The sequence below is a fragment of the Brevibacterium senegalense genome (genome assembly GCF_000285835.1).
Taxonomy (GTDB): domain Bacteria; phylum Actinomycetota; class Actinomycetes; order Actinomycetales; family Brevibacteriaceae; genus Brevibacterium; species Brevibacterium senegalense.
In genome coordinates this window covers 324,412-344,389 of the sequence record NZ_HE978601.1, presented here as the reverse complement: position 1 = coordinate 344,389, position 19,978 = coordinate 324,412, and the positions used below count along the sequence as shown (strand labels likewise).

The window sequence follows — 19,978 nt, the reverse complement described above, 5'->3', positions numbered from 1 at the left end:
GGGCACAGATCCACGTGCCACCATCGCACCGGTGCGTGAATGGCGACTGACCCGACGGTGAACCTTGGGGCACATCCTACCGGCGGGCCCCGATCCGGCGGACGTGGGCCCTTCGTCGGTCTAGGGTGGGGGCGTGGATCTGCTCATCGTCGCCGTGCTCACGGGAACCGTGGGGTTGGGACTCGGCATCGCCGGGATCCTCGCGTTCCGCTTCTCCGAACGCAGCCGCAGCGCCGCGGACCTCCATTCGGACAACGACCTCCCGGACGGCATCGCAGAGGTGCTCGCGGTGCTCCCCAGCGCCGCGATCGTCGTCGACGCCGGAGACGACGTCGTCAAGGCCTCGCCGGTGGCCTACACGTTCGGTCTGGTGCGCGGGCACTCGCTCGTGGTCGACGAGCTGCTGGCCGTCGTCTCGCGGGTCCGCTCCCGGGGCCTCATCGAGGAGATCGAGTTCGAGCACTCCGTGGGCTCCGCAGGCTCGCCCCGCTACCTGCACGCCCGCGTCGCCGCGCTGGGGCCGGCGTTCGTGCTGGTGCTGTGCGACGACCAGACGGAGGCCCGTCGCGTCGACGCGGTCCGCCGCGACTTCATCGCGAACGTCTCCCACGAGCTCAAGACCCCGATCGGGGCCATGTCGCTGCTGGCGGAGGCCGTCACGGACTTCGCGGACGACCCCGAGGCCGTCGCCCGATTCGGCGGTCGCATGCAGCGGGAGTCGACCCGGCTCACGCAGCTGGTCAAGGAGATCATCGACCTGTCCCGGGTCCAGGACCACGAGGTCCCGGCCGCGCCCGAGCGCGTGCCGGTCGCCCGGGTCGTCGAGGAGGCCGTCGACCGTGCGCGCACCGTCGCGGACGGCAAGGGCATCGAGCTGTCCGTGCTGCACGGCGGCGACTGGTACATCGAGGGCAGCTACGAGCTGCTGGTCAACGCGGTGCGCAATCTCATCGACAACGCGATCCACTACTCCAATGAGGGGACCCGCGTGGGGGTGGGCGCCAAGCTCGAGGACGAGCGGGTGGCGATCGCGGTGACGGACCAGGGGATCGGGCTCAGCACGGAGGACACGCAGCGGGTCTTCGAGCGCTTCTACCGGGTCGATCCGGCGCGCTCGCGGATCACCGGTGGCACCGGCCTGGGGCTCAGCATCGTCAAGCACATCGTCGCAACGCACGGCGGCGACGTCCGCGTCTGGTCGCGGCTGGGACAGGGGTCGACCTTCACGATCCTCCTGCCGCAGGCGCACCCGGAGGACTTCACATCGGGGCTCGCGGAGGCCGCGCGGCAGGGCATCCTGCTGGACGCCGCGGACGACGGGGCCGTCGACGAACCCGGTGGGGACCCGTCCGCAGGCGAGGCGCCGGCCGGTGGTGCTGAGGTGCCGCCGCCCATTGAAGACGGGGCGCCCGTCGAGGAAGATGAACACCACGAAGACACTTCAGGAAGAGGAGCACTGTGACCCGCATTCTGCTTGTCGAAGACGAGGAGTCGTTCTCGGATCCGCTGTCGTACCTGCTGGAGAAGGAGGGGTACGACGTGACGGTCGCCGCAGACGGACTGGTCGCGATCGCAGAGTTCGAACGCGCGGGTGCGGACCTGGTGCTGCTGGACCTCATGCTGCCCGGCGCCTCCGGCACGGAGGTCTGCCGACAGCTGCGCTCGAAGTCGAACGTCCCCATCATCATGCTGACGGCGAAGGACTCGGAGATCGACAAGGTCGTGGGCCTGGAACTGGGCGCCGACGACTACGTGACGAAGCCTTACTCCTCGCGTGAGCTGTTGGCCCGCGTGCGTGCCGTGCTGCGCCGGAACGCGGACCAGGCGGACCTCATGGACTCGGTCATCGAGGCCAGCGGGGTGCGCATCGACGTCGACCGCCACGTGGCGTCCGTTCGGGGTGAAGAGGTGTCGCTGCCGCTCAAGGAGTTCGAGCTGCTGGAGATGTTGGTGCGCAATGCGGGCCGCGTCATGACCCGCGGCCAGCTCATCGACCGGATCTGGGGCCAGGACTACGTGGGCGACACGAAGACCCTCGACGTCCACATCAAGCGCCTGCGGGCGAAGGTCGAGACGGAGCCTTCCACGCCCCGCCTCCTCGTGACGGTGCGGGGTCTGGGCTACAAGTTCGAGGCCTGAGAGTCCGGACCCGGACAGACGAACGGGGTGCACGACGGGAATCCGTCGTGCACCCCGTTCTCGTGTCTGCGGGGCTGAGGGTCAGCCGGTGGTCGTGCCCTCGCCGGTGGTGCCGTCCTCGTTGGGCACGCCCTCCTCCGTCGCGCCCTCCGTGGGGTCCGTCGTCGGGTCGGCCGCCGGTGCGGTGGGCAGCAGGTCCGCGTACTCAGGGAGGGAGTCGTCCAGGACCTGGGCGCGGATCGTCTCCGATGCGCTGCCCACGGTCGCCTCGACGTCGACCAGCGATCCCACCTCGGCGTTGAGGCCGCTGACGATGAGGGGCTCGACGCCCGACTCCGGGTTCTGCGGGTTCTGGTGGAACGACTCACCGGGCTGCAGGGTGGTCTCGACCGTCTCCGGGCCGATCTCCAGCGTCACCTGACGCGACTCGTCCGAGCCGTTGATGAGGCTGTAGAAGACGTTCGCGTCTCCGTCCTCGTTCTGGAGGATGAGCAGGCCGCGGACCTCGACGCCCTCCAGGTCCTCGCGGGACCAGGCGCCGTCACCCCCGTTGTACTCGTAATTCGCTGTCTGGTCGGCCGACAGCATGTTGGCACAACCGGCGAGGGGGGCGATGACTGCGAACGCTGCTGCGGCCACTGCCAGGCGCGCGGTCCTCTTCTTCACGATCCGGGCTCCTTGGACGTACGACGACACGGAACTTCGTGGCCATCCTAGCGTCCTTTCGACCAGACGTAGAACTCGCTTCGATTCCGCTGACAGAACCATGAATGCGCAGGCCCGCACCCGATCCCGGTCGGCCTCGTGCGACGGTGCGTCGAGTCCGTATCGTGAGAAGGGCCGGACCCTACCATCGGATCGCTGTGACCCTCCTCATTTCCTCGGCGCGTCACATGCTAGACTTGGTCACTGCGAAAGGGGTTCACAGAATATGGCATTTCAGGTCGGCGATACCGTTGTCTACCCCCATCACGGGGCGGCGACTGTCCAGGAGATCAAGACTCGCGCGATCAAGGGAGTGGAGAAGCTCTATCTGAAACTGCAGGTGTCCCACGGTGATCTCGTCATCGAGGTGCCCGCGGACAATTGCGACCTCGTGGGAGTCCGAGATGTCGTCGGCGAAGAGGGCCTCGAGCAGGTCTTCCAGGTCCTGCGCGCGGATGTGACGGAAGAGCCCACGAACTGGTCCCGCCGCTACAAGGCGAATCTGGAGAAGTTCCAGTCCGGCGATGTCATCAAGGTCGCAGAGGTCGTGCGCGATCTGTGGCGTCGCGAGCAGGACCGGGGCCTGTCCACCGGAGAGAAGCGGATGCTGGCGAAGGCGCGGCAGGTCCTCGTCTCCGAACTCGCCCTGGCGGAGAAGAAGGAAGAGGAGGAGGCGGAGGCGCTGCTGGACGAAGTCCTCGCCTCCTGATCTCCACACCCACCGCACACGCGGAACGCACCGGCCGGTCACCCCTGAGGGTGACCGGCCGTTCGCATGTCGCAGCGCGGTCCCGCAGGTGCCGTTCGTGCGGGGTCCGCTCGTACGGGTTCTGTTCAGACGGGGTCCGTCTCGCTCCGCCCGTGAGACGCCCCGGCGCGTGCTCCTCCCGGCAGTGTAGGACTGGACAGAAGGCCCCGACGAAGGATCGACGATGACTCCTGCTGCTGGAACCCCCACCGACGAGCGCGACGCGCTGCTGCACTACGCCGAGCACACCGCCCGCATCACCCGCGACCTCATCACCGCGCTCGTGACGGAAGACGACGTCGATGCGCTGGCGGGACAGGTCGCGGACCTCGCCGCACGCCTCGCGGACGCGGCGGCGGATCCCCGCGCCGTGCGGGTCGAGGACACGGATCTGGTCCCCAACCACATCGAGCGCGACGTCTCGCCGGCCTCGTCCGTCCGCAACCCGATCGCCCCGCCCATGCGGATCGTCCCGGACGGGGACGGCTACCGCTGCGACCTCACCCTCCCGCTGCAGTACCAGGGACCGCCCGGGCGGGTGCACGGCGGCATCGTCGCGACGCTCGTCGACCACCTCCTGGGGCACGCGGCCGCACTGGCGGGACCGGCCCGGTCGATGACGCGGTACCTGACGATCAACTACGACGGCGGCACGCCCATCGGGGAGCCCCTCACGGTGCGTGGGCGCGTCGTCCGCCAGGAGGGCCGCAAGCGGTTCCTCGAGGCGGAGATCGTCTGCGCCGGCGAGGTGCGCGTCCGCGCCGAGGGGCTGTGGATCCTGCCCCGCACAGCCTGAGGTCCGGCCGCACCCCGGCCCCGTATCCTGAGCGCATGTCGACGGCACTGCTCATCCCCGCCGCGGGCTCCGGCACCCGCCTGGGCGCGGGCCTGCCCAAGGCCTTCGTCCCGCTGGCCGGCCGGACCCTGCTGGCCCGTGCCGTCGACGGAGGCGTCCGCTCCGGCGTCGTCGACACCATCGTCATCGCCGCCCCTGCGCATCTCCTGCGGGAGGCGGAGGGCATCGCACGGACCGCCGCAGCTGCCGCGGTCACCGCGCGTGCCCCGGGCGCTGAGGGCCGTGATCCGGCAACCGGCACCGCGGATACGGCCCCCGCCCCCGTCTCGATCCTCGTCGTGGCCGGGGGAGAGGAGCGGACCGTGTCCGTCGCCGCGGCGCTGGCCGCCGTGCCGGAGGCGGAGACCGTCCTCGTCCACGACGCGGCCCGCTGCCTCACCCCGATCGAGGTCTTCCACCGCGTGCACGCCGCGCTGCAGGACGGGGCCCGCGCCGTGGTCCCCGTCCTCCCGGTCACGGACACGGTCCGGACCCAGGCGGAGGACGGGACGTTGAACGGCGGCCTGGACCGCTCCGTCCTGCGCCGCGTCCAGACGCCGCAGGGGTTCCGCCGTGCGGTGCTCCATGCCGCGCACACCGCGCACCTCGACGACCCCGACCCGGCACTCACGGACGACGCGGGATTCGTCGAGCGGATCGGCACCGCGCTCACCGCGGTCGACGGTGACGAGGCCTCCCTCAAGATCACCCACCCGCTGGACCTGCGGATCGCGCAGCTCCTCCTCGAAGACGCAGGAGACCTGACATGACCGGCGATCCCCGCCCGGCTCACGCCGCCCCCGCACATCCCGCTTCCGCACAGTCCGGCTCAATCGCGCTGCCCCGCGTGGGCACGGGCGTCGACGTGCACGCCTACTCGCAGGACCCCACCCGCCCGCTGTGGATCGCGGGGCTCCTGTGGGAGGGCCAGACGGGACTCGAGGGGCACTCGGACGCGGACGTCGTCGCGCACGCGTGCTGCGACGCCCTGTTCGCCGCCGCTGGCATCGGGGACCTGGGAGCGCACTTCGGGACCGGTCGTCCGGAACTGGCGGGGGCCTCGGGAACGGTCCTCCTGGCGGAGGCGGCCCGGCTGGTCCGGGACGCCGGCTTCCGGATCGGCAACGTGTCCGTGCAGGCGATCTGCGTGCGGCCGAAGATCGGCACCCGCCGCGACGAGGCGCAGCGGGTGCTGAGCGAGGCCGCCGGCGCGCCCGTGTCCGTGTCCGGGACGACGACGGACGGGCTGGGGCTCACGGGCCGGGGCGAAGGCGCCGCCGCGATCGCGACCGCCCTGGTGGTGCCGCGGCGCTGAGTCCGCGCAGTGCCTCAGTCCGCGTGAGAATCGGAGTGAGGGTTTCGCATGATCAGCGATTGATGTTGCCGGCGATCACACCGATCAACGTCAACGCCATGGCGACGGCCAGAGCGATCGCCGAGGCGATGAAGGCCAGGGCGATCCGGTCGCTCAGGGCCGCGGCGACGATGGCCGGGCCGATGATCTGACCGATGCTGTACCACGACGTCAGCTTCGCCGAAGCGTTCGCGACTCCCATCTGCGTGCCGACACCGATCGTCATCATGACTGCTCCGATGAACGTGAATCCGAACAGGGCGGCCGCGATGATGAGCACGATCGGGGTCTCTCCGAAGACCGCGAGCAGAGCGCCGAAGACCTGCAGGGAGTAGCAGACGGTGAGCGCTTTGACGGTGCCGATCCGGGCTGCGACCGCTGACCAGGTCAGGGGAGACACCGCTGTCGCGATGCCTGCGATCATCCACGTCGACGCGGCCGCAGTTCCCCCGAAGACCGGTTCGGCCAGCACCACGAGGTAGGTGCCGATGATGATGTAGCCGCCGCCCTGGAAGAAGTAGCCGGTGGAGAGGAAGGCCATGGCCCGGCGACGGCTGGTCTCGAACGGGGTGGCCGCGCCTGTCCGGTCGGTGGACTGGGTGGGGGAGCGGTCGGTGGGTTCGCTGGGGTGGGCGGCCTGGGCGGGGGTGTGGACTGCGATCCGGGCCGGGATCGGCCAGTTCCACGCGATGAGCGAGAACACGGCGGAGACGGCCGCGCAGATGAGCCACAGCTGACGCCAATCGGCGAAGCCGCCTGCGACGAGCACGATGGTTCCGGAGACGAGGATGCCCAGGCCGACTCCGCCGTAGGAGATGCCGCCGTCGCGCGGTCTGCGGGAGTTCGCGGGGATCCGTTGGGTGACGCATACGAAGATCAGCCCCGAGGCGAATCCGGCGATCGTGCGGATGCTGCCCTGCCAGATGAGGTTCGGGGTCAGGGCGACCGCGGCCAGACCGATGGTGGAGACGACGAGGCTGAGCCGGTAGACGAAGCGGTTGGGCTGGACCCAGCCTCGGGCGATGACGAGGGTGCCGATGAAGTAGCCGACGTAGTTCAGGGTTGCGATCCACGCTCCGGGGGCCGAGCTCCAGTGCAGGGCTGCGACCATGAGCGGCAGGGCGGGGGTGTAGAAGAAGCGGCCCATGCCCATCGCCACGGACAGTCCCAAGGCGCCGCGGACGGGGTCGAACGAGAGGCGGCCGGCGTGTGCTGACAGGTCGCTCGTCTCCTTCCGCGGTGGCTGAGCTGACAACTACTGGTTCATGTGTCAGCCGGCGGTGTGCCGGGGCGCGATCCGCGCGGTGACGATGCGGCCGGCGATGAAGAGGGCGACGTACAGGCCCAGGGTCGCCAGCAGCTGCGAGCGCACGTCCGGGACCGTGAAGCCCAGGACGATGACGGCGACCAGGGCGGCCAGCGTCGCCCACGACAGGTACGGGAACAGCCACATCTTGAGCGGCAGGTGCTGGCCGGCCCGCTCCGCCCGCGTGCGGAGGATCAGGTGCGAGATGATCGCGGCCAGCCACGTGGCGATGAGGGTGGAGCCCACGAGGTTGAGCAGCATGCCCAGCACCGCCTCCGCCCAGAGGTAGTTGAGGAGCACCGCGACGAAGCCGAACGCGACGGACATCCAGACGCCCGCCGCGGGCACCGCCCGGTCGTTCAGGCGCCCCGTGCGCTGGGGCGCCATTCCTCGCTGCGCCAGCGAGAAGTACATGCGGGAGGCGCCGTACATGTTCGCGTTGAGCGAGCTCAGGAGCGCGGCGACGATGATGAAGCCGATGATCGCGCCCAGCACCGGCAGCCCCGCCGTGTTGAGGACCGCGACGAACGGGCTCTGCAGCAGGTCCGGATCGTCCCACGGAAGGGCGAGGACCATGATGCCCACGGACCCCATGTAGAAGAGCAGGATGCGCCACACGATCGTGCGGGTGGCGGTCGCGATCGACTTCTCCGGCTGAGCGGTCTCTGCCGCCGCGACCGCGACGATCTCGATGCCGCCGAACGCGAAGACGACGACCAGCAGGCCCGCCGCGATCCCGCTGATGCCGTTGGGCATGAGACCGCTCGCCACGTGCGTGAGGCCGGGGCTGTCCGCCGGCGTCCACCCCAGCAGGAAGGCGACGCCCAGGATGAGGAAGAGGACGACGAAGGCGACCTTGATGAAGGAGAACCAGAACTCGAACTCGCCGAAGTTCTTGACGCCCCACAGATTGATCCACGTGAAGACGACCATGAAGACGAGCGCGTAGATCCACTGCGGGAAGAGCGGAACGATGCCCGCCAGGATCTGGGCGGCGGCCGTCGCCTCTGCGGCGACGACGAGGCACAGCGTGATCCACCACAGCCATCCCACCGCGAACGCCGTCGACGGTCCCAGCGCCTTGCCCGCGTAGTAGGAGAACGCACCCGGGTTGGGGTCCGCCGCGACCATCTCGCCCAGCATCCGCATGACGGCGATGACGATGAGGCCCGCGATCGCGTAGGACACGAGGACGGCGGGACCGGCCGCGGCGATGCCGGCGCCGGAGCCCACGAACAGGCCCGCGCCGATCGCGGAGCCCAGGCTCATCATGACGAGGTGGCGCGGTCGCATCGCCGGACGCAGGCCGCTGCTGGTCCGGTCGTCTCCACTGCTGATCTGGTCGTTCACAGCCCAGATCCTACAGATCCCGTGGCACCGCGTGTGACGCACCTCGCCCCCGTGGCCCTCTCCGCGATGCAGAGAGGGCCACGGGGGCGAAGGCGGCGGGCACTCGAGGCCCGCGCGGACGTCGAGCCCACGGCCCGTGCCGCGTCCGCGTGCGACACGGCGGCCGTGTCAGCAGCGGATCAGTGGCCGCGGTCCAGCCAGTCCTGCAGGTTCGGGGATTCCGCTCCGATCGTCGTCGAATCGCCGTGACCGGTCAGGACGACCGTGCGGTCCGGCAGCTCGAAGAGCGTCTCCGCGATCGACTGGATGATCGTGTCGAAGCTCGAGTACGACCGTCCGGTCGCTCCGGGGCCGCCCTGGAACAGGGTGTCGCCGGAGAACAGCACGGGGCTGGAGGCGGAGGCGCCCTCCGGCAGCACGTCCTGGGGGATCCGCAGCGTCTCGCTCACGTAGAAGCACGTGGAGCCGGGGGAGTGCCCCGGGGTGTGCAGCGCCTTGAGATGCACACCCGCCACGGCGTACTCCGCACCCGGGTCGATCGACCGGTCCGGTCCGGTGGTGGGGTAGACCATGTCCCACAGCACCCGATCGTCGTCATTCAGGTGGATGGGCGGGTCCCCCACCGCGCGAGCGGTGTCCGCGACCGCACGGATGTGGTCGTCGTGCCCGTGGGTCAGGAGGATGGCCTTGACCTTCCGTCCGCCCACTGCGGCGGCGACCGCCTCCGCGTCGTGCGCGGGGTCGATGATGATGACCTCCTCATCGTCGCCCACGATCCACACGTTGTTGTCGACGTCGAACGTGCCGCCGTCCAGGGAGAACGTCCCGGACGTCACGAGCCTCTCGATGCGCGCGCTCACGGGATCTCCACCACCGATCGCAGGACCTCGCCCCGGCCCATCTTCGCGAACGCCTCCTCGACGTCCTCGATGCCGATGCGCTCGGACACGAAGCTCTCCAGCGGCAGGCGGCCCTGCTTGTAGAGGTCGACGAGCATGGGGAAGTCGCGCTTGGGCAGGCAGTCGCCGTACCAGGACGACTTGAGGCTGCCGCCGCGGCCGAACACGTCCAGCAGCGGCACGGTCAGCTCCATCTCCGGGGTGGGCACGCCCACCAGGACGACGGTGCCCGCCAGGTCGCGCGCGTAGAACGCCTGGCGCCAGGTCTCCGGCCGGCCCACCGCGTCGATCACGACGTCCGCGCCGAACCCGCCCGTGAGCTCCTGCACGGCCGCGACCACGCCGTCCTCGTCCAGGTCGGACGAGTCGATCGTGTGTGTCGCGCCCCGCTCCAGGGCCCACTCGAGCTTGCGGGGGTCACGGTCGATCGCGATGATCGTGCCGGCGCCGGCCAGCTGCGATCCGACGATCGAGGCCATGCCCACACCGCCGCAGCCGATCACGGCGACGGACTTCCCGCGGGTCACCTCGCCGGTGTTGATCGCGGCGCCGATGCCCGCCATGACGCCGCAGCCCAGGAGGCCCACGACGGCGGGGTCCGCCTCCGGCACCTTCGTGCACTGGCCGGCGGCGACGAGCGTCTTCTCGGCGAAGGACCCGATGCCCAGCGCCGGCGACAGCTCCGTGCCGTCCTCCGCCAGCGTCATCTTCTGGCTCGCGTTGTGGGTGTCGAAGCAGTACCAGGGCTCGCCCCGGTCGCACGCGCGGCAGTCGCCGCAGATCGCACGCCAGTTGAGGACGACGAAGTCCCCGACGGCGACCTCCGTGACGCCCTCGCCCACCTGGGACACGACGCCCGCGGACTCGTGACCCAGCAGGTACGGGTACTCGTCTCCGATTCCGCCCTCTCGATAGTGGAAGTCGGTGTGGCAGACCCCGCAGGACTGCACGTCGACGACGACCTCACCCGGACCGGGGTCCGGGATGACGATGTCGACGAGCTCCACGGGTGCGCCCTTGGCGCGGGAGATGACTCCCTTGACCGTTGTCGGCATGAGACTCCTTTCAACCTCCCGCAGGTGCGCGCACGGCTGCGGGAGGACTCCGCGTCGCAGACGCGGTGTGTGGGACACGGCCAGCCTATCGGCGCGCATCGCGCCTGCCCAGTCCTGGACGGATGCGCCCGAGGCCGGGGTCCGGTGCCGTCTGTGCGGCACCGGACCCCGGCCTCGGGAGGGGTGGGCGGGGGTCGGTCAGTCGACCTCGCCCGTCGTCGTATCGGGGTGACGACGCAGGTGCAGGATCGACCAGGCGAGCCCGCCCCAGATGGTTCCCAGCGAGATGATCATCATGATCACGGCTGCTGCGCTCATGCCTCCTCACCTCCTGTCGGGGCCGTCGTGGGCGACGGGGCGCCGCCCGCCTCAGCCTCGAACTCCGCGCGTGCCCGGGCGACGCGGTCGAGGCTCTTCCGGGGCCACGGGATGATGCTGACCAGGTAGGAGAGGTACGCGAGTGCCGCAATGAGGCCCCATCCGAACAGCAGCAGGTGCCAGGTCGGGTAGCCCTCGTAGCCCTCCTGCGCGTAGACCATGATCTGCTGGATGAGCATGAAGCCCAGCACGATCGGTGTGACGACGGAGACGCAGATGATCCAGACGGGCCCCAGCTTGAACGAGGACACGCTGTTGAGGTGATCGCGCAGTTTGGGCAGGCCCACCAGCAGCCAGCCCACGGCGATGATCGCGGTGAGTGCGACGCCCACGATGCCCAGGTTGTTCGTGAACGCGTCGATCGTGTCGAGGACGCTCAGGCCGGTGGCGGTCGGCATGATGAGGATCGAGATGATCGCCATGAGGCCGCCCACGACGACGGTGGACGTCCGCTCGCTCCAGCCCGTCTTGTCCGCGATCGCGGAGATGGGCACCTGGATGATCGACACGAGCGACGTGAGGCCCGCGAAGATGAGAGAGAGGAAGAACAGGACGCCGAAGATCGCGCCGCCGGGCATCTCGCTGATGATCGTGGGGAACGCGATGAACGCGAGGCCCACGCCGTTGCTCACGACTTCGTCGACGCCCACGTTGGCGGTGTGCGCCATGAAGCCCAGTGCGGCGAACACGCCCACGCCGGCCAGCATCTCGAAGCCGGAGTTCGCGAAGCCCACGACCAGGCCGGAACCGGTCAGGTTCGTCTTCCGCTTGAGGTACGACGCGTAGGTCAGCATGATGCCGAACATGATCGAGAGCGAGAAGAAGATCTGTCCGTAGGCCGCCACCCACACGGTGGGGCTCGTGAGGGCCGCCCAGTCCGGGGCGAAGAGCGCGTCGAGGCCCTCGAGTGCGCCCGGCAGGAACAGCGCGCGCACGACGAGGGCCGCGAAGAGGACGATGAGCAGCGGCACGAAGACCTTCGAGAACCGCGCGATGCCGGCCTGCACGCCCGCGAACAGGATGGCGAGGCAGACGATCCAGACGGCGATGAGCGGGATGAGGACGCCGGGCACGAAGTCGCCCGACAGTCCGGCCTCGCCGTTCTGCTGGAGATACTCGCCGATGAAGAAGCCCTCCGGATCATCGCCCCACGCCCGGGTGACGGAGAACCCGGTGTAGGAGACGGCCCAGCCGACGATGACGGCGTAGTAGATGCCGATGCAGGTGGCGATGCCGACCTTGAACCAGCCGATCGGCTCTGCGGCGGGGTGCATGTCGCGGTACGCCAGAGGCGCGGAGGACCGGGCGCGGTGGCCGATCGCGTACACCATGAAGAGCAGCGGGATGCCCGCCGTCAGGAGTGCGATCAGGTAGGGGACGATGAACGCGCCGCCGCCGCTCGAGTAGGCCACGTAGGGGAAGCGCCAGATGTTCCCCAGTCCGATCGCGGATCCGATCGCGGCCAAGATGAAGGCGGTGCGGCTCACGAACACCTGACGACCTGGTGCGTTCGTTGCCGTGGACATGGACACTTCCTTTCTGCGGTGTGCGTCGCTGCACTGAGAGTCCGGAGTCTAGATCACAGCCGGGTACTCCCTGAGAATATTCCCCCAGATGTGGCGTGCATCACGACGATGATAGTACTCTTTCGTCGTTTGGAGCCGTGGCGCTCCGACACTCGGAGATTCCGATCCGGTCTCGGTTCGCCAGCAGGCGGTGACCTGCGGGTCGCTCGGTAGACTGGCCCGCGTGATACGACTGCACAGCACCGATTCCGGCACCTTCGTCCCCCTGTCGCCCGTGCGCGACGGACACGTGGGGATGTACGTCTGCGGTGCCACCGTGCAGGGAGCCCCGCACATGGGACATATGCGCGCCGGCGTCGTCTACGACCAGCTGCGCCGCTGGCTCCTCTACCGCGGGCTGCAGGTCACGCTGGTGCGCAACACGACGGACATCGACGACAAGATCCTCACGAAGTCCGTCGAGGAGGGCCGCGAGTGGTGGGCGCACGCCTATCACTACGAGCTCGTCTTCACCGACGCGTACCGGACGCTGGGCGTCCTGCCTCCCACGTACGAGCCGCGCGCCACCGGGCACATCCCGGAGATGATCGAGCTCATCGACCGCCTCATCGCCGCCGGTCACGCCTACCCGGCGGAGGACGACTCCGGCGACGTCTACTTCGACGTGCGCTCGTGGCCGGACTACGGGGCACTCACGCACCAGAGCGTCGACGACATGACGGACGCGGAGGACGCGGACCCGCGGGGCAAGCGCGACGTGCGCGACTTCGCCCTGTGGAAGGGTCACAAGGAGGGCGAGCCAGCCACCGCGTCGTGGCCCTCCCCGTGGGGGCGCGGGCGTCCCGGCTGGCACATCGAGTGCTCCGCGATGTCGACGAAGTACCTGGGCGCGGAGTTCGACATCCACGGCGGCGGCCTGGACCTGCGCTTCCCGCACCACGAGAACGAGCTGGCGCAGTCGACCGCGGCCGGGGACCCCTTCGCCCGCATCTGGATGCACATCGGGATGCTCAACGTGGGCGGGGACAAGATGTCGAAGTCGCTGGGCAACTCCGTGTTCGCCCACGACCTCTTCGACCAGTACCCCGCGGCGGTCATCCGGTACTTCCTCTCGACCGCCCACTACCGGTCGGTCCTCGAGTTCACGCCCCGCCTCGTCGAGTCGCAGCGTGCAGCATACGACCGCATCGCCGCGTTCCTCTCCCGCGCCCGCGAGGTGCTGGGCGCGGACGCACCGGCACAGCCGCGCGCGCTCGACGGCTACACGGACCGCATCGCGGACGTGCCCCAGGACTTCGCGACCGCGATGGACGAGGACCTCGCGGTCCCCCGTGCCCTGTCCGTCGTCTTCTCCACGGTGCGCGAGGGCCAGCGTCTGCTGGGGGAGAAGGGGCAGGAGACCGCGGCGGACGACCGGGGCGCTCTGCGCACCGTCGTCGCGCAGGTCGAGCTCATGCTCGACATCCTGGGGGTCAACCCCGGGGACCCGGCGTGGGGCGCGCAGGCGACCACGGCCTCGGCGACGGAGGGCGCGTCCGCGCAGGATCCGGTGCGGACGGCACTGGACTCGCTCGTCGACCACATCGCCCAGCAGCGGCTGACGGCGAAGGCTAAGAAGGACTTCGCGACCGCGGATGCACTGCGGGACCGTCTGCGGGAGGCGGGCGTCCTCATCGAGGACACCCCGGGCGGCTACCGCTACGAACTGGCCGGGCACTGACGCGCCGGATACGCGCACTCACGACGACCTCGGACGAGGAGACACCATGACGACGTCACCACGCAGCGGCGGCAGCCGCCGCGGCAAGAAGGGGCCCACGAAGGGCACCGGCGGCCACGGCCGGCGGAAGCTCGAGGGCAAGGGCCCCACGCCCAAGGCGGAGGACCGCACCTACCACAAGGCCTACAAGAGCGAGCACGATCGGCAGAAGGAGCAGCGCCGGCAGCAGTCGACCCGCCGGAAGAAGGAGGCGGGGAAGGACACCGTCGCCGGCCGCAACTCCGTGCTGGAGGCGCTGCGCGAGGGCGTGCCCGCCACGGCCCTCTACATCGTGGGCCGGCCGGACGTGGACGACCGCCTCAAGGAGGCCGTCACGATCGCCGGTGAGCGCGGCATCGTCATGCTCGAGGCGAGCAGGGCGGACCTGGACCGACTCACGGACGACGCGATCCACCAGGGCATCGCGCTGCAGGTGCCGCCGTACGAGTACGCGGATCCGGACCAGCTCCTGGCGCGGGCGGCCGGACGGCTGGAGAAGCCGCTGCTGGTCGCGCTGGACGGGATCACGGATCCGCGGAACCTGGGGGCGATCGTGCGGTCGACCGCCGCGTTCGGCGGGCACGGCGTCATCGTGCCGGAGCGGCGCGCGGCGGCCATGACCGCGGCGGCGTGGAAGACCTCTGCGGGTGCCGCGGCGCGCATCCCCGTCGCGCAGGTCGTCAACCTCGTGCGGTCGCTGCAGGAGCTCAAGAAGCAGGGCGTGTTCGTCCTGGGCCTCGACATGGACGGCGACGTCGAGCTGCCGGGCCTCGCGATCGCGGACGCACCCGTCTGCCTGGTCGTGGGCTCCGAGGGCAAGGGGCTGTCCCGACTGGTGCGCGACGTCTGCGACCAGATCGTGTCGATCCCGATCGCCGCCTCGACGGAATCGCTCAACGCGGGTGTCGCTGCAGCGGTGAGCCTGTACGAGATCGCACGGGTGCGGGGAGCGGAACAGGCCTGAGGCGGGCCCAGACTGACGGCGGTGGGGCCGAGGGGTGGATCTCCGCGGATGAGACAGCCGAGTGGTCAGGATCACTCGTGCACTAGGCTCGATCTCAATTGAACGATCGATCACTAGGAGTCGGAGCGTGAGCATTCGCGGTGAAGCGATGATCGCAGGGGCGTTCGAGCACCCGCTGCGCAGGATCCCGGACATCTCCATCCCGCGCCTCCACGCGGAGGTCGCGGCGGGGGCCCTCGCGGACGCGGGTCTCACCTTCGCGGACGTCGACGCGTACTTCTGCGCGGGTGACGCACCGGGGTTCGGCCCACTGTCCATGGCCGACTACATGGGGCTCACGAACCTCCGCTACGTCGACTCGACGGACATCGGCGGCTCGTCGTACGTCGCCCACATCGGCCACGCGGCCGCGGCGATCGCGGCGGGGAAGTGCGAGGTGGCGCTCGTGACCCTGGGTGGACTGCCACTGCAGGGCCCCCCGTTCTCCGCGGTGAACAACCCGGACAACCCGGAGTACGCCTTCGAGAACGTCTTCGGCACGACGACCCCGGCGATGTACGCGCTCGCGGCGCAGCGGCACATGCACGAGTACGGCACGACGGCTCAGCAGCTGGCGGAGGTCAAGGTCGCCGCCTCCCTCCACGCCCAGCACAACCCGAACGCGCTCCTCCAGAAGCCGGTCACGGTCGAGGACGTGCTGAACTCCCCGTACATCGCCGACCCGCTCCACCGCCTGGACTGCTGCGTCATCACCGACGGCGGCGGCGCGGTCGTCGTCGTGAGTCCGGCGGTCGCGAAGCGCCTCGAGCGTCAGTCGGTCACCGTGCTGGGACACGGCGAGGCGCCCAAGACCGCTGCCGGCGGCCGCATCGACCTCACGCACACCGGCGCGGTCTGGTCGGGACCGAAGGCCTTCGCCGAGGCCGGGGTCACCCACGCGGACATCGACTACGCCTCGATCTACGACTCGTTCACCATCACGGTCATCGAATCGATCGAGGACCTGGGCTTCTGCGAGAAGGGCCAGGGCGGCGCCTTCGTCGCGTCCGGCGCGCTGCGCGCCCCCGACGGCGGGCTGCCGTTCAACACGGACGGCGGCGGGCTCTGCAACAACCACCCGGTCAACCGCGGCGGCATGACGAAGGTGCTCGAGGCGGTCCGCCAGCTGCGCGGAGAGGCGCACGCCGCCGTGCAGGTGCCGGACTGCGACATCGCCCTGGCGCACGGCACGGGCGGTTCACTGGGGACCCGCATGGGGTCCGCGACTCTGATCCTGGGACGGGAGGCATGATGAGGGAGAAGGCGAACACGGCAGCGGGTGGCGCTGTGACGGCGGATGCAGCGGCGGGTGCTGCGGCCTCGGCGTCGGATGTGACCGGCCGTGCGCGCATCGGTTCCGACCTGCCGACCCCGGCACCCTCGCAGAACGTGGAGACGGCGGGCTTCTGGAAGGCGACGACGGAGGGGCGCCTCCTCTTCACCCGCTGCGACGCGTGCGCTCAGCCCACGTGGTATCCGCGGGAGTTCTGCCCGCACTGCGGCACCCTCGACGTGACGTGGGAGGAGGCGGCCGGCACCGGCACCGTCCACAGCTTCACGATCGTCCGTCGCGGCGCGCTGGGTCCGTACGCCGGCGGCCCGCCGTACGTGCTGGCCTACGTCGAACTGGACGAGGGCGTGCGCCTCATGACGAACATCGTCGAGGTCGACGAGGCGGATCTGCGCATCGGCCTGCCGGTCCGCGTCGTCTTCCACGACACGGGAGACGGCTCCGCGCTGCCGCGCTTCCAGCCGGCGGCTTGAGCGGCTGACCCCGGCCGGCGGCCTGAGCGGCTGACCCCAGCCGGCCACGAAGCGACTGACTCCAGCGCCACCCCGACACGGTACTCGCGAAGTGCGGGAATGCTCGCCCGGACTTCGCGAGCGAAGCCGCATGTAGATCGCGTGCGGCTCAGCCCCCGAAACGGAACTCGCGGTGTACGTGAAAGCATTCACGTACACCGCGAGTTTCGTCGTAGGTAGAGAGCGCCGCGTGCTGCGTCTGCCGCGGCGGGGTCGCGGCAGACGCGCCTCAGACCCGGGGGGTGAAGCGGCCGTCCTGCGCCATCCAGCCGCCGTCGACCAGCAGCGAGTGGCCGGTCACGTACGAGGACGCGTCCGACGCCAGGAACAGGACCGGGCCCGCGATCTCGTGGAGGACGCCCCAGCGGCCCAGCGTGCCCTTCTCCGCGTAGGCGTCCCACCACTCGCGGTCGGCCTTGATCTGCTCCGTCAGCGGAGTCTCGAACGGGCCGGGCAGGATCGAGTTGACGCGCACGCCGGAGCCGCCCAGCTCGCTCGCCAGGGTCTTCGTCAGCTGCACGACGCCCGCCTTCGCCGCCGCGTACAGGCCCTGGCCCGGCTCGATGACGAGCGCGCGGAAGCTGGCGAACGTGATGATCGAACCGCGTCCGCGCTGGGCCATCCGAGTGCCGAACGCGCGCATGAGGCGGTAGGTGCCCTTGAGGTTGATGTCGATGACGCGGTCGAACTCCTCGTCCGTCGTCTCCGCCATCTTCTTGCGCACGTTGAAGCCCGGGGTCATGACCAGCACCTCTGCGTCCGCGAAGCGCTGCGCGACCTCCTCGACGTTCTCCGTCGACGTGATGTCCAGGGCGACGGCCTCCGCCGTGCCGCCGCGGGAGGCGATGATCTGCGCGGTCTCCTGGGCGCCGTCCGTGTTGAGGTCCCCGCAGACGACACGGGCGCCGGCGTCCGCGAGACCCACGGCCGTCGCGCGTCCCAGTCCGGAGGCGGAGCCGACCACGACCGCCGTGCGATCGCTCAGGTCGAAGAGGGAGGGGATGTGGGGGAGCTCGGACATGGTGGGCCTTCCTGGGGTTGCGATGGTCCCTCCGATCATCGTCCATCGGCACCCAGATGTGCACGAATGGTCCGCATACCGGCCAGCCCTAGGATGGACGCATGACGGTGACGGTCGAGGACATCGCGGCGCGGGCGGGGGTCTCCCTCTCGACGGTCTCGCGCGTCCTCAACGACCGGGGCGTCGTGGCGCAGGCGACCGCGGACCGCGTGCGGGCGGCGATGCGTGAGCTGGGGTACACCCGCTCGACGCTCCTGGAGCGCACCGTCCACCCGCTCGTCGCCGTCTGCGCACCCGCGCGCCCGGAGCACTGGCAGCTGGACGTCCTCAACCGCGTCGACGTCGCCCTCCAGCGCAGCGGCGTCCTCACCGCGACCCCCTCGATCGGAGCGGACCTGTCCGAGGTCGAGGCCGTCGTCGCCGCCGGTGCCTCGCTCGTCCTCACCCCCACCTTCACACCGGTCGACCTGCCGGTACCAGTCGTGCGCTTCGCGGAGGCCGCCCGGGACAGCACTCGTGAGCCCTACCCCGGCGAGACGATCGCTGCGCGCATCGACCTGGCCGGCGGCCTCACCCTCGCGTTCGACCATCTGCTGGCGATCGGACACCGGCGGATAGGCCTCATCTGCAACGACAGCGGCGTGCTGGCGGATCAGCTGCGCGCCCGCTTCCTGGCCGACCACCCGATGGCGCGGTTCCACGACGGTCTGGAGGACTGGATCGCGCCGGTCCCCAAGTCGTTCGCCGGTGGCATCGACGCAGCCCTGCGCCTCAAGGACCGCACGTGCACCGCCGTCATCGTCCAGTCCGGCCTGCAGCTCTACGGCGTGTTCCACGGCATCCGGCAGCGCGGCCTCGTTGTCCCCCGCGACCTGTCCGCGGTGAGCCTGGGCGATTCGCTGACACTGCGCTACACGCAGCCGCCGGCCACGGTCCTGGGCTTCGACACGAACGGGATGGCGGAGTCGCTCACCGCCGCCGCCCGCACCGTCCTGGACCTGCCCGGCGATCGGCTGCCCGCCGTCCCGCCCACCTTCCGCCCGTCCCTCATCGCCCGGCGCTCGACGACGGCGGTGCAGCGATGAGCCGCCCCACCCTGCGCCAGATCGCCCAGGCCGCGGACCTGTCCCCGTCGACCGTCTCCCGCGTCCTGCGCCGGGTCCCCGGGACGTCTCCGGCCGCCCGCGAGGCCGTCGCCGTCGCCCTGCGCGGGCTGGGGGTCGAGCCGTCGCCGGACCCGGGCGCCCCCGCCGCGGGTCCCCAGCTCATCGGCGTCGTGTCGAACCAGCTGGAGGAGCCGGACGTCGACCACTACGGGACGGTGGCGCTGGCGCTCAACCGCGAGATCTTCGCGCGCGGGCACATCGCGGTGTCCGCCACCGCCGCCGAGGACCTCGATCCCGCTCCCGCCTTCGCCGCCCGCGGGGTCGCCGGTGCGATCGTGCTGGGCGGTGCGGAGGCCGGCCGCAGCGCACCCCGGCTGGCGCAGGCCGGCATCCCGGTCGTGCGCATCTCGAACGCGCCGCATTCGGGGCTGCCCCAGTTCGTCCTCGACGCGTCCAGCGGCATCGAGACGGCCGTCCGCCACCTCGTCCACATGGGGCACAGGCGGATCGGGTTCGCGGTCATGCAGAACTCCGCCGCGGAATCCCGCGCCCACGTGTTCCGCCAGGCCGTCTCCCAGACGCTGCACGTGCCGGCCACCCGGTCCGAGGCCCCGGTCGAGTTCGCCCGCGAGGGCCAGCACGCCGGCACCCACGCCGCCGAGGTCCTCCTCGCCCAGGACATCACCGCCGCCATCACGACCTCGCCCGCGCTCACCCTGGGCTTCTTCGAGGCGACCGCGCAGGCCCGCCTGCACGTGCCCCGCGACCTGTCCCTGCTGTCCGTGGGCGACCTGCAGGACGCGGACGTCCTGGATCCGCCCATGTCGCAGGTGACGTACGACTGGGCGCGGCTGGCGGAGTCCGCGGTCGCGGAGCTGCGCCGCGTCATCGACCAGCGCGCCGCCGGCACGCAGGCCGATGCCGCCCACTACCGGGTCGTCCCGGAGCTGGTGCTGCGCGCCTCGATCCGCCCGGTCACCAAGCGCTGAGG

At 70.4% G+C, this 19,978-nt stretch carries 20 protein-coding genes; 12 read left to right on the top strand and 8 right to left on the bottom strand.

Annotation, left to right across the window (positions count from 1 at the left end):
• Positions 1-133: 133 nt before the first annotated feature.
• Both HGBR_RS04640 and HGBR_RS04635 read left to right on the top strand, forming a co-directional pair.
• Entirely contained in the window at positions 134-1,462 is a 1,329-nt protein-coding gene (locus HGBR_RS04640; protein ID WP_019158163.1) for a sensor histidine kinase, read from the top strand.
• Complete coding sequence (locus tag HGBR_RS04635; protein ID WP_019158162.1) at positions 1,459-2,139, top strand: response regulator transcription factor; 681 nt, start codon at positions 1,459-1,461, stop codon at positions 2,137-2,139. The genes HGBR_RS04640 and HGBR_RS04635 overlap by 4 nt, the downstream gene beginning before the upstream one ends.
• 81 nt (positions 2,140-2,220) lie before the next feature.
• On the opposite strand, the gene HGBR_RS16420 is transcribed toward HGBR_RS04635, so the two are convergent.
• Positions 2,221-2,805 carry a hypothetical protein gene (locus tag HGBR_RS16420; RefSeq protein ID WP_019158161.1) on the bottom strand — a complete coding sequence of 195 codons (585 nt, stop codon included), beginning with the start codon at positions 2,803-2,805 and terminating at the stop codon, positions 2,221-2,223.
• Positions 2,806-3,070: 265 nt separating this feature from the next.
• Here HGBR_RS16420 and HGBR_RS04625 point away from each other — a divergent pair, with 265 nt between their 5' ends.
• The 4 genes from HGBR_RS04625 (at position 3,071) to ispF (ending at position 5,742) form a co-directional block, all read left to right on the top strand.
• Positions 3,071-3,553, top strand: coding sequence for a CarD family transcriptional regulator (locus HGBR_RS04625; protein WP_026077336.1), 483 nt, complete (start codon positions 3,071-3,073; stop codon positions 3,551-3,553).
• Between the two features lie 223 nt (positions 3,554-3,776).
• Positions 3,777-4,388 (top strand): PaaI family thioesterase, encoded by a 612-nt coding sequence (locus HGBR_RS16415; RefSeq protein ID WP_019158159.1) that lies wholly within the window; start codon positions 3,777-3,779, stop codon positions 4,386-4,388.
• A gap of 35 nt (positions 4,389-4,423) precedes the next feature.
• Positions 4,424-5,197: a 2-C-methyl-D-erythritol 4-phosphate cytidylyltransferase gene (ispD, locus tag HGBR_RS04615; protein ID WP_019158158.1), complete on the top strand. Its 774-nt coding sequence runs from the start codon at positions 4,424-4,426 to the stop codon at positions 5,195-5,197.
• Complete coding sequence (gene ispF / locus HGBR_RS04610) at positions 5,194-5,742, top strand: 2-C-methyl-D-erythritol 2,4-cyclodiphosphate synthase (RefSeq protein WP_019158157.1); 549 nt, start codon at positions 5,194-5,196, stop codon at positions 5,740-5,742. Before ispD ends, ispF begins: the two co-directional genes overlap by 4 nt.
• 52 nt (positions 5,743-5,794) lie before the next feature.
• On the opposite strand, the gene HGBR_RS04605 is transcribed toward ispF, so the two are convergent.
• From HGBR_RS04605 to HGBR_RS04580, 6 genes are all read right to left on the bottom strand, one after another.
• The gene (locus HGBR_RS04605) at positions 5,795-7,036 is read right to left on the bottom strand and encodes a YbfB/YjiJ family MFS transporter (RefSeq protein ID WP_019158156.1); all 1,242 of its coding nucleotides are present in this window, start codon (positions 7,034-7,036) and stop codon (positions 5,795-5,797) included.
• A gap of 15 nt (positions 7,037-7,051) precedes the next feature.
• Entirely contained in the window at positions 7,052-8,437 is a 1,386-nt protein-coding gene (locus HGBR_RS04600) for an amino acid permease (RefSeq protein ID WP_019158155.1), read from the bottom strand.
• Positions 8,438-8,616: 179 nt separating this feature from the next.
• Positions 8,617-9,297 carry an MBL fold metallo-hydrolase gene (locus tag HGBR_RS04595; RefSeq protein ID WP_019158154.1) on the bottom strand — a complete coding sequence of 227 codons (681 nt, stop codon included), beginning with the start codon at positions 9,295-9,297 and terminating at the stop codon, positions 8,617-8,619.
• The gene (locus HGBR_RS04590; protein ID WP_019158153.1) at positions 9,294-10,391 is read right to left on the bottom strand and encodes an S-(hydroxymethyl)mycothiol dehydrogenase; all 1,098 of its coding nucleotides are present in this window, start codon (positions 10,389-10,391) and stop codon (positions 9,294-9,296) included. The genes HGBR_RS04595 and HGBR_RS04590 overlap by 4 nt, the downstream gene beginning before the upstream one ends.
• A gap of 198 nt (positions 10,392-10,589) precedes the next feature.
• Positions 10,590-10,709 carry a methionine/alanine import family NSS transporter small subunit gene (locus tag HGBR_RS19325; protein ID WP_019158152.1) on the bottom strand — a complete coding sequence of 40 codons (120 nt, stop codon included), beginning with the start codon at positions 10,707-10,709 and terminating at the stop codon, positions 10,590-10,592.
• Complete coding sequence (locus tag HGBR_RS04580) at positions 10,706-12,295, bottom strand: sodium-dependent transporter (protein WP_019158151.1); 1,590 nt, start codon at positions 12,293-12,295, stop codon at positions 10,706-10,708. Before HGBR_RS04580 ends, HGBR_RS19325 begins: the two co-directional genes overlap by 4 nt.
• Before the next feature lie 223 nt (positions 12,296-12,518).
• On the opposite strand from HGBR_RS04580, the gene cysS reads away from it, so the two are divergent.
• The 4 genes from cysS to HGBR_RS16410 all read left to right on the top strand — a co-directional run bounded on the left by cysS (position 12,519) and on the right by HGBR_RS16410 (position 16,821).
• Positions 12,519-14,015 (top strand): cysteine--tRNA ligase, encoded by a 1,497-nt coding sequence (gene cysS, locus HGBR_RS04575; protein WP_040364636.1) that lies wholly within the window; start codon positions 12,519-12,521, stop codon positions 14,013-14,015.
• A gap of 46 nt (positions 14,016-14,061) precedes the next feature.
• The gene (gene rlmB, locus HGBR_RS04570) at positions 14,062-15,018 is read left to right on the top strand and encodes a 23S rRNA (guanosine(2251)-2'-O)-methyltransferase RlmB (protein ID WP_019158149.1); all 957 of its coding nucleotides are present in this window, start codon (positions 14,062-14,064) and stop codon (positions 15,016-15,018) included.
• A gap of 127 nt (positions 15,019-15,145) precedes the next feature.
• Positions 15,146-16,309 (top strand): thiolase domain-containing protein, encoded by a 1,164-nt coding sequence (locus tag HGBR_RS04565; RefSeq protein ID WP_026077332.1) that lies wholly within the window; start codon positions 15,146-15,148, stop codon positions 16,307-16,309.
• A complete protein-coding gene (locus HGBR_RS16410; protein ID WP_019158147.1) occupies positions 16,309-16,821 on the top strand; it encodes a Zn-ribbon domain-containing OB-fold protein in 513 nt (170 codons plus the stop codon). Before HGBR_RS04565 ends, HGBR_RS16410 begins: the two co-directional genes overlap by 1 nt.
• A gap of 268 nt (positions 16,822-17,089) precedes the next feature.
• Here the strand turns inward: HGBR_RS16410 and HGBR_RS04555 are convergent, their stop codons facing one another.
• Positions 17,090-17,881: an SDR family NAD(P)-dependent oxidoreductase gene (locus HGBR_RS04555; protein ID WP_019158146.1), complete on the bottom strand. Its 792-nt coding sequence runs from the start codon at positions 17,879-17,881 to the stop codon at positions 17,090-17,092.
• A 101-nt stretch (positions 17,882-17,982) separates the two neighbouring features.
• Here HGBR_RS04555 and HGBR_RS04550 point away from each other — a divergent pair, with 101 nt between their 5' ends.
• Positions 17,983-18,966, top strand: coding sequence for a LacI family DNA-binding transcriptional regulator (locus tag HGBR_RS04550; RefSeq protein ID WP_019158145.1), 984 nt, complete (start codon positions 17,983-17,985; stop codon positions 18,964-18,966).
• The gene (locus tag HGBR_RS04545; protein ID WP_019158144.1) at positions 18,963-19,976 is read left to right on the top strand and encodes a LacI family DNA-binding transcriptional regulator; all 1,014 of its coding nucleotides are present in this window, start codon (positions 18,963-18,965) and stop codon (positions 19,974-19,976) included. Before HGBR_RS04550 ends, HGBR_RS04545 begins: the two co-directional genes overlap by 4 nt.
• Positions 19,977-19,978: the final 2 nt, after the last annotated feature.

Bases quoted from the DNA above. Each gene is read 5' to 3' on its own strand.
- HGBR_RS04625 (WP_026077336.1), top strand. From the start codon at position 3,071: ATGGCATTTCAGGTCGGCGATACCGTTGTCTACCCCCATCACGGGGCG.
- HGBR_RS16415 (WP_019158159.1), top strand. From the start codon at position 3,777: ATGACTCCTGCTGCTGGAACCCCCACCGACGAGCGCGACGCGCTGCTG.
- ispD (WP_019158158.1), top strand. From the start codon at position 4,424: ATGTCGACGGCACTGCTCATCCCCGCCGCGGGCTCCGGCACCCGCCTG.
- ispF (WP_019158157.1), top strand. From the start codon at position 5,194: ATGACCGGCGATCCCCGCCCGGCTCACGCCGCCCCCGCACATCCCGCT.
- HGBR_RS04590 (WP_019158153.1), bottom strand. From the start codon at position 10,391: ATGCCGACAACGGTCAAGGGAGTCATCTCCCGCGCCAAGGGCGCACCC.
- HGBR_RS19325 (WP_019158152.1), bottom strand. From the start codon at position 10,709: ATGAGCGCAGCAGCCGTGATCATGATGATCATCTCGCTGGGAACCATC.
- HGBR_RS04580 (WP_019158151.1), bottom strand. From the start codon at position 12,295: ATGTCCACGGCAACGAACGCACCAGGTCGTCAGGTGTTCGTGAGCCGC.
- rlmB (WP_019158149.1), top strand. From the start codon at position 14,062: ATGACGACGTCACCACGCAGCGGCGGCAGCCGCCGCGGCAAGAAGGGG.
- HGBR_RS16410 (WP_019158147.1), top strand. From the start codon at position 16,309: ATGAGGGAGAAGGCGAACACGGCAGCGGGTGGCGCTGTGACGGCGGAT.
- HGBR_RS04555 (WP_019158146.1), bottom strand. From the start codon at position 17,881: ATGTCCGAGCTCCCCCACATCCCCTCCCTCTTCGACCTGAGCGATCGC.
- HGBR_RS04550 (WP_019158145.1), top strand. From the start codon at position 17,983: ATGACGGTGACGGTCGAGGACATCGCGGCGCGGGCGGGGGTCTCCCTC.
- HGBR_RS04545 (WP_019158144.1), top strand. From the start codon at position 18,963: ATGAGCCGCCCCACCCTGCGCCAGATCGCCCAGGCCGCGGACCTGTCC.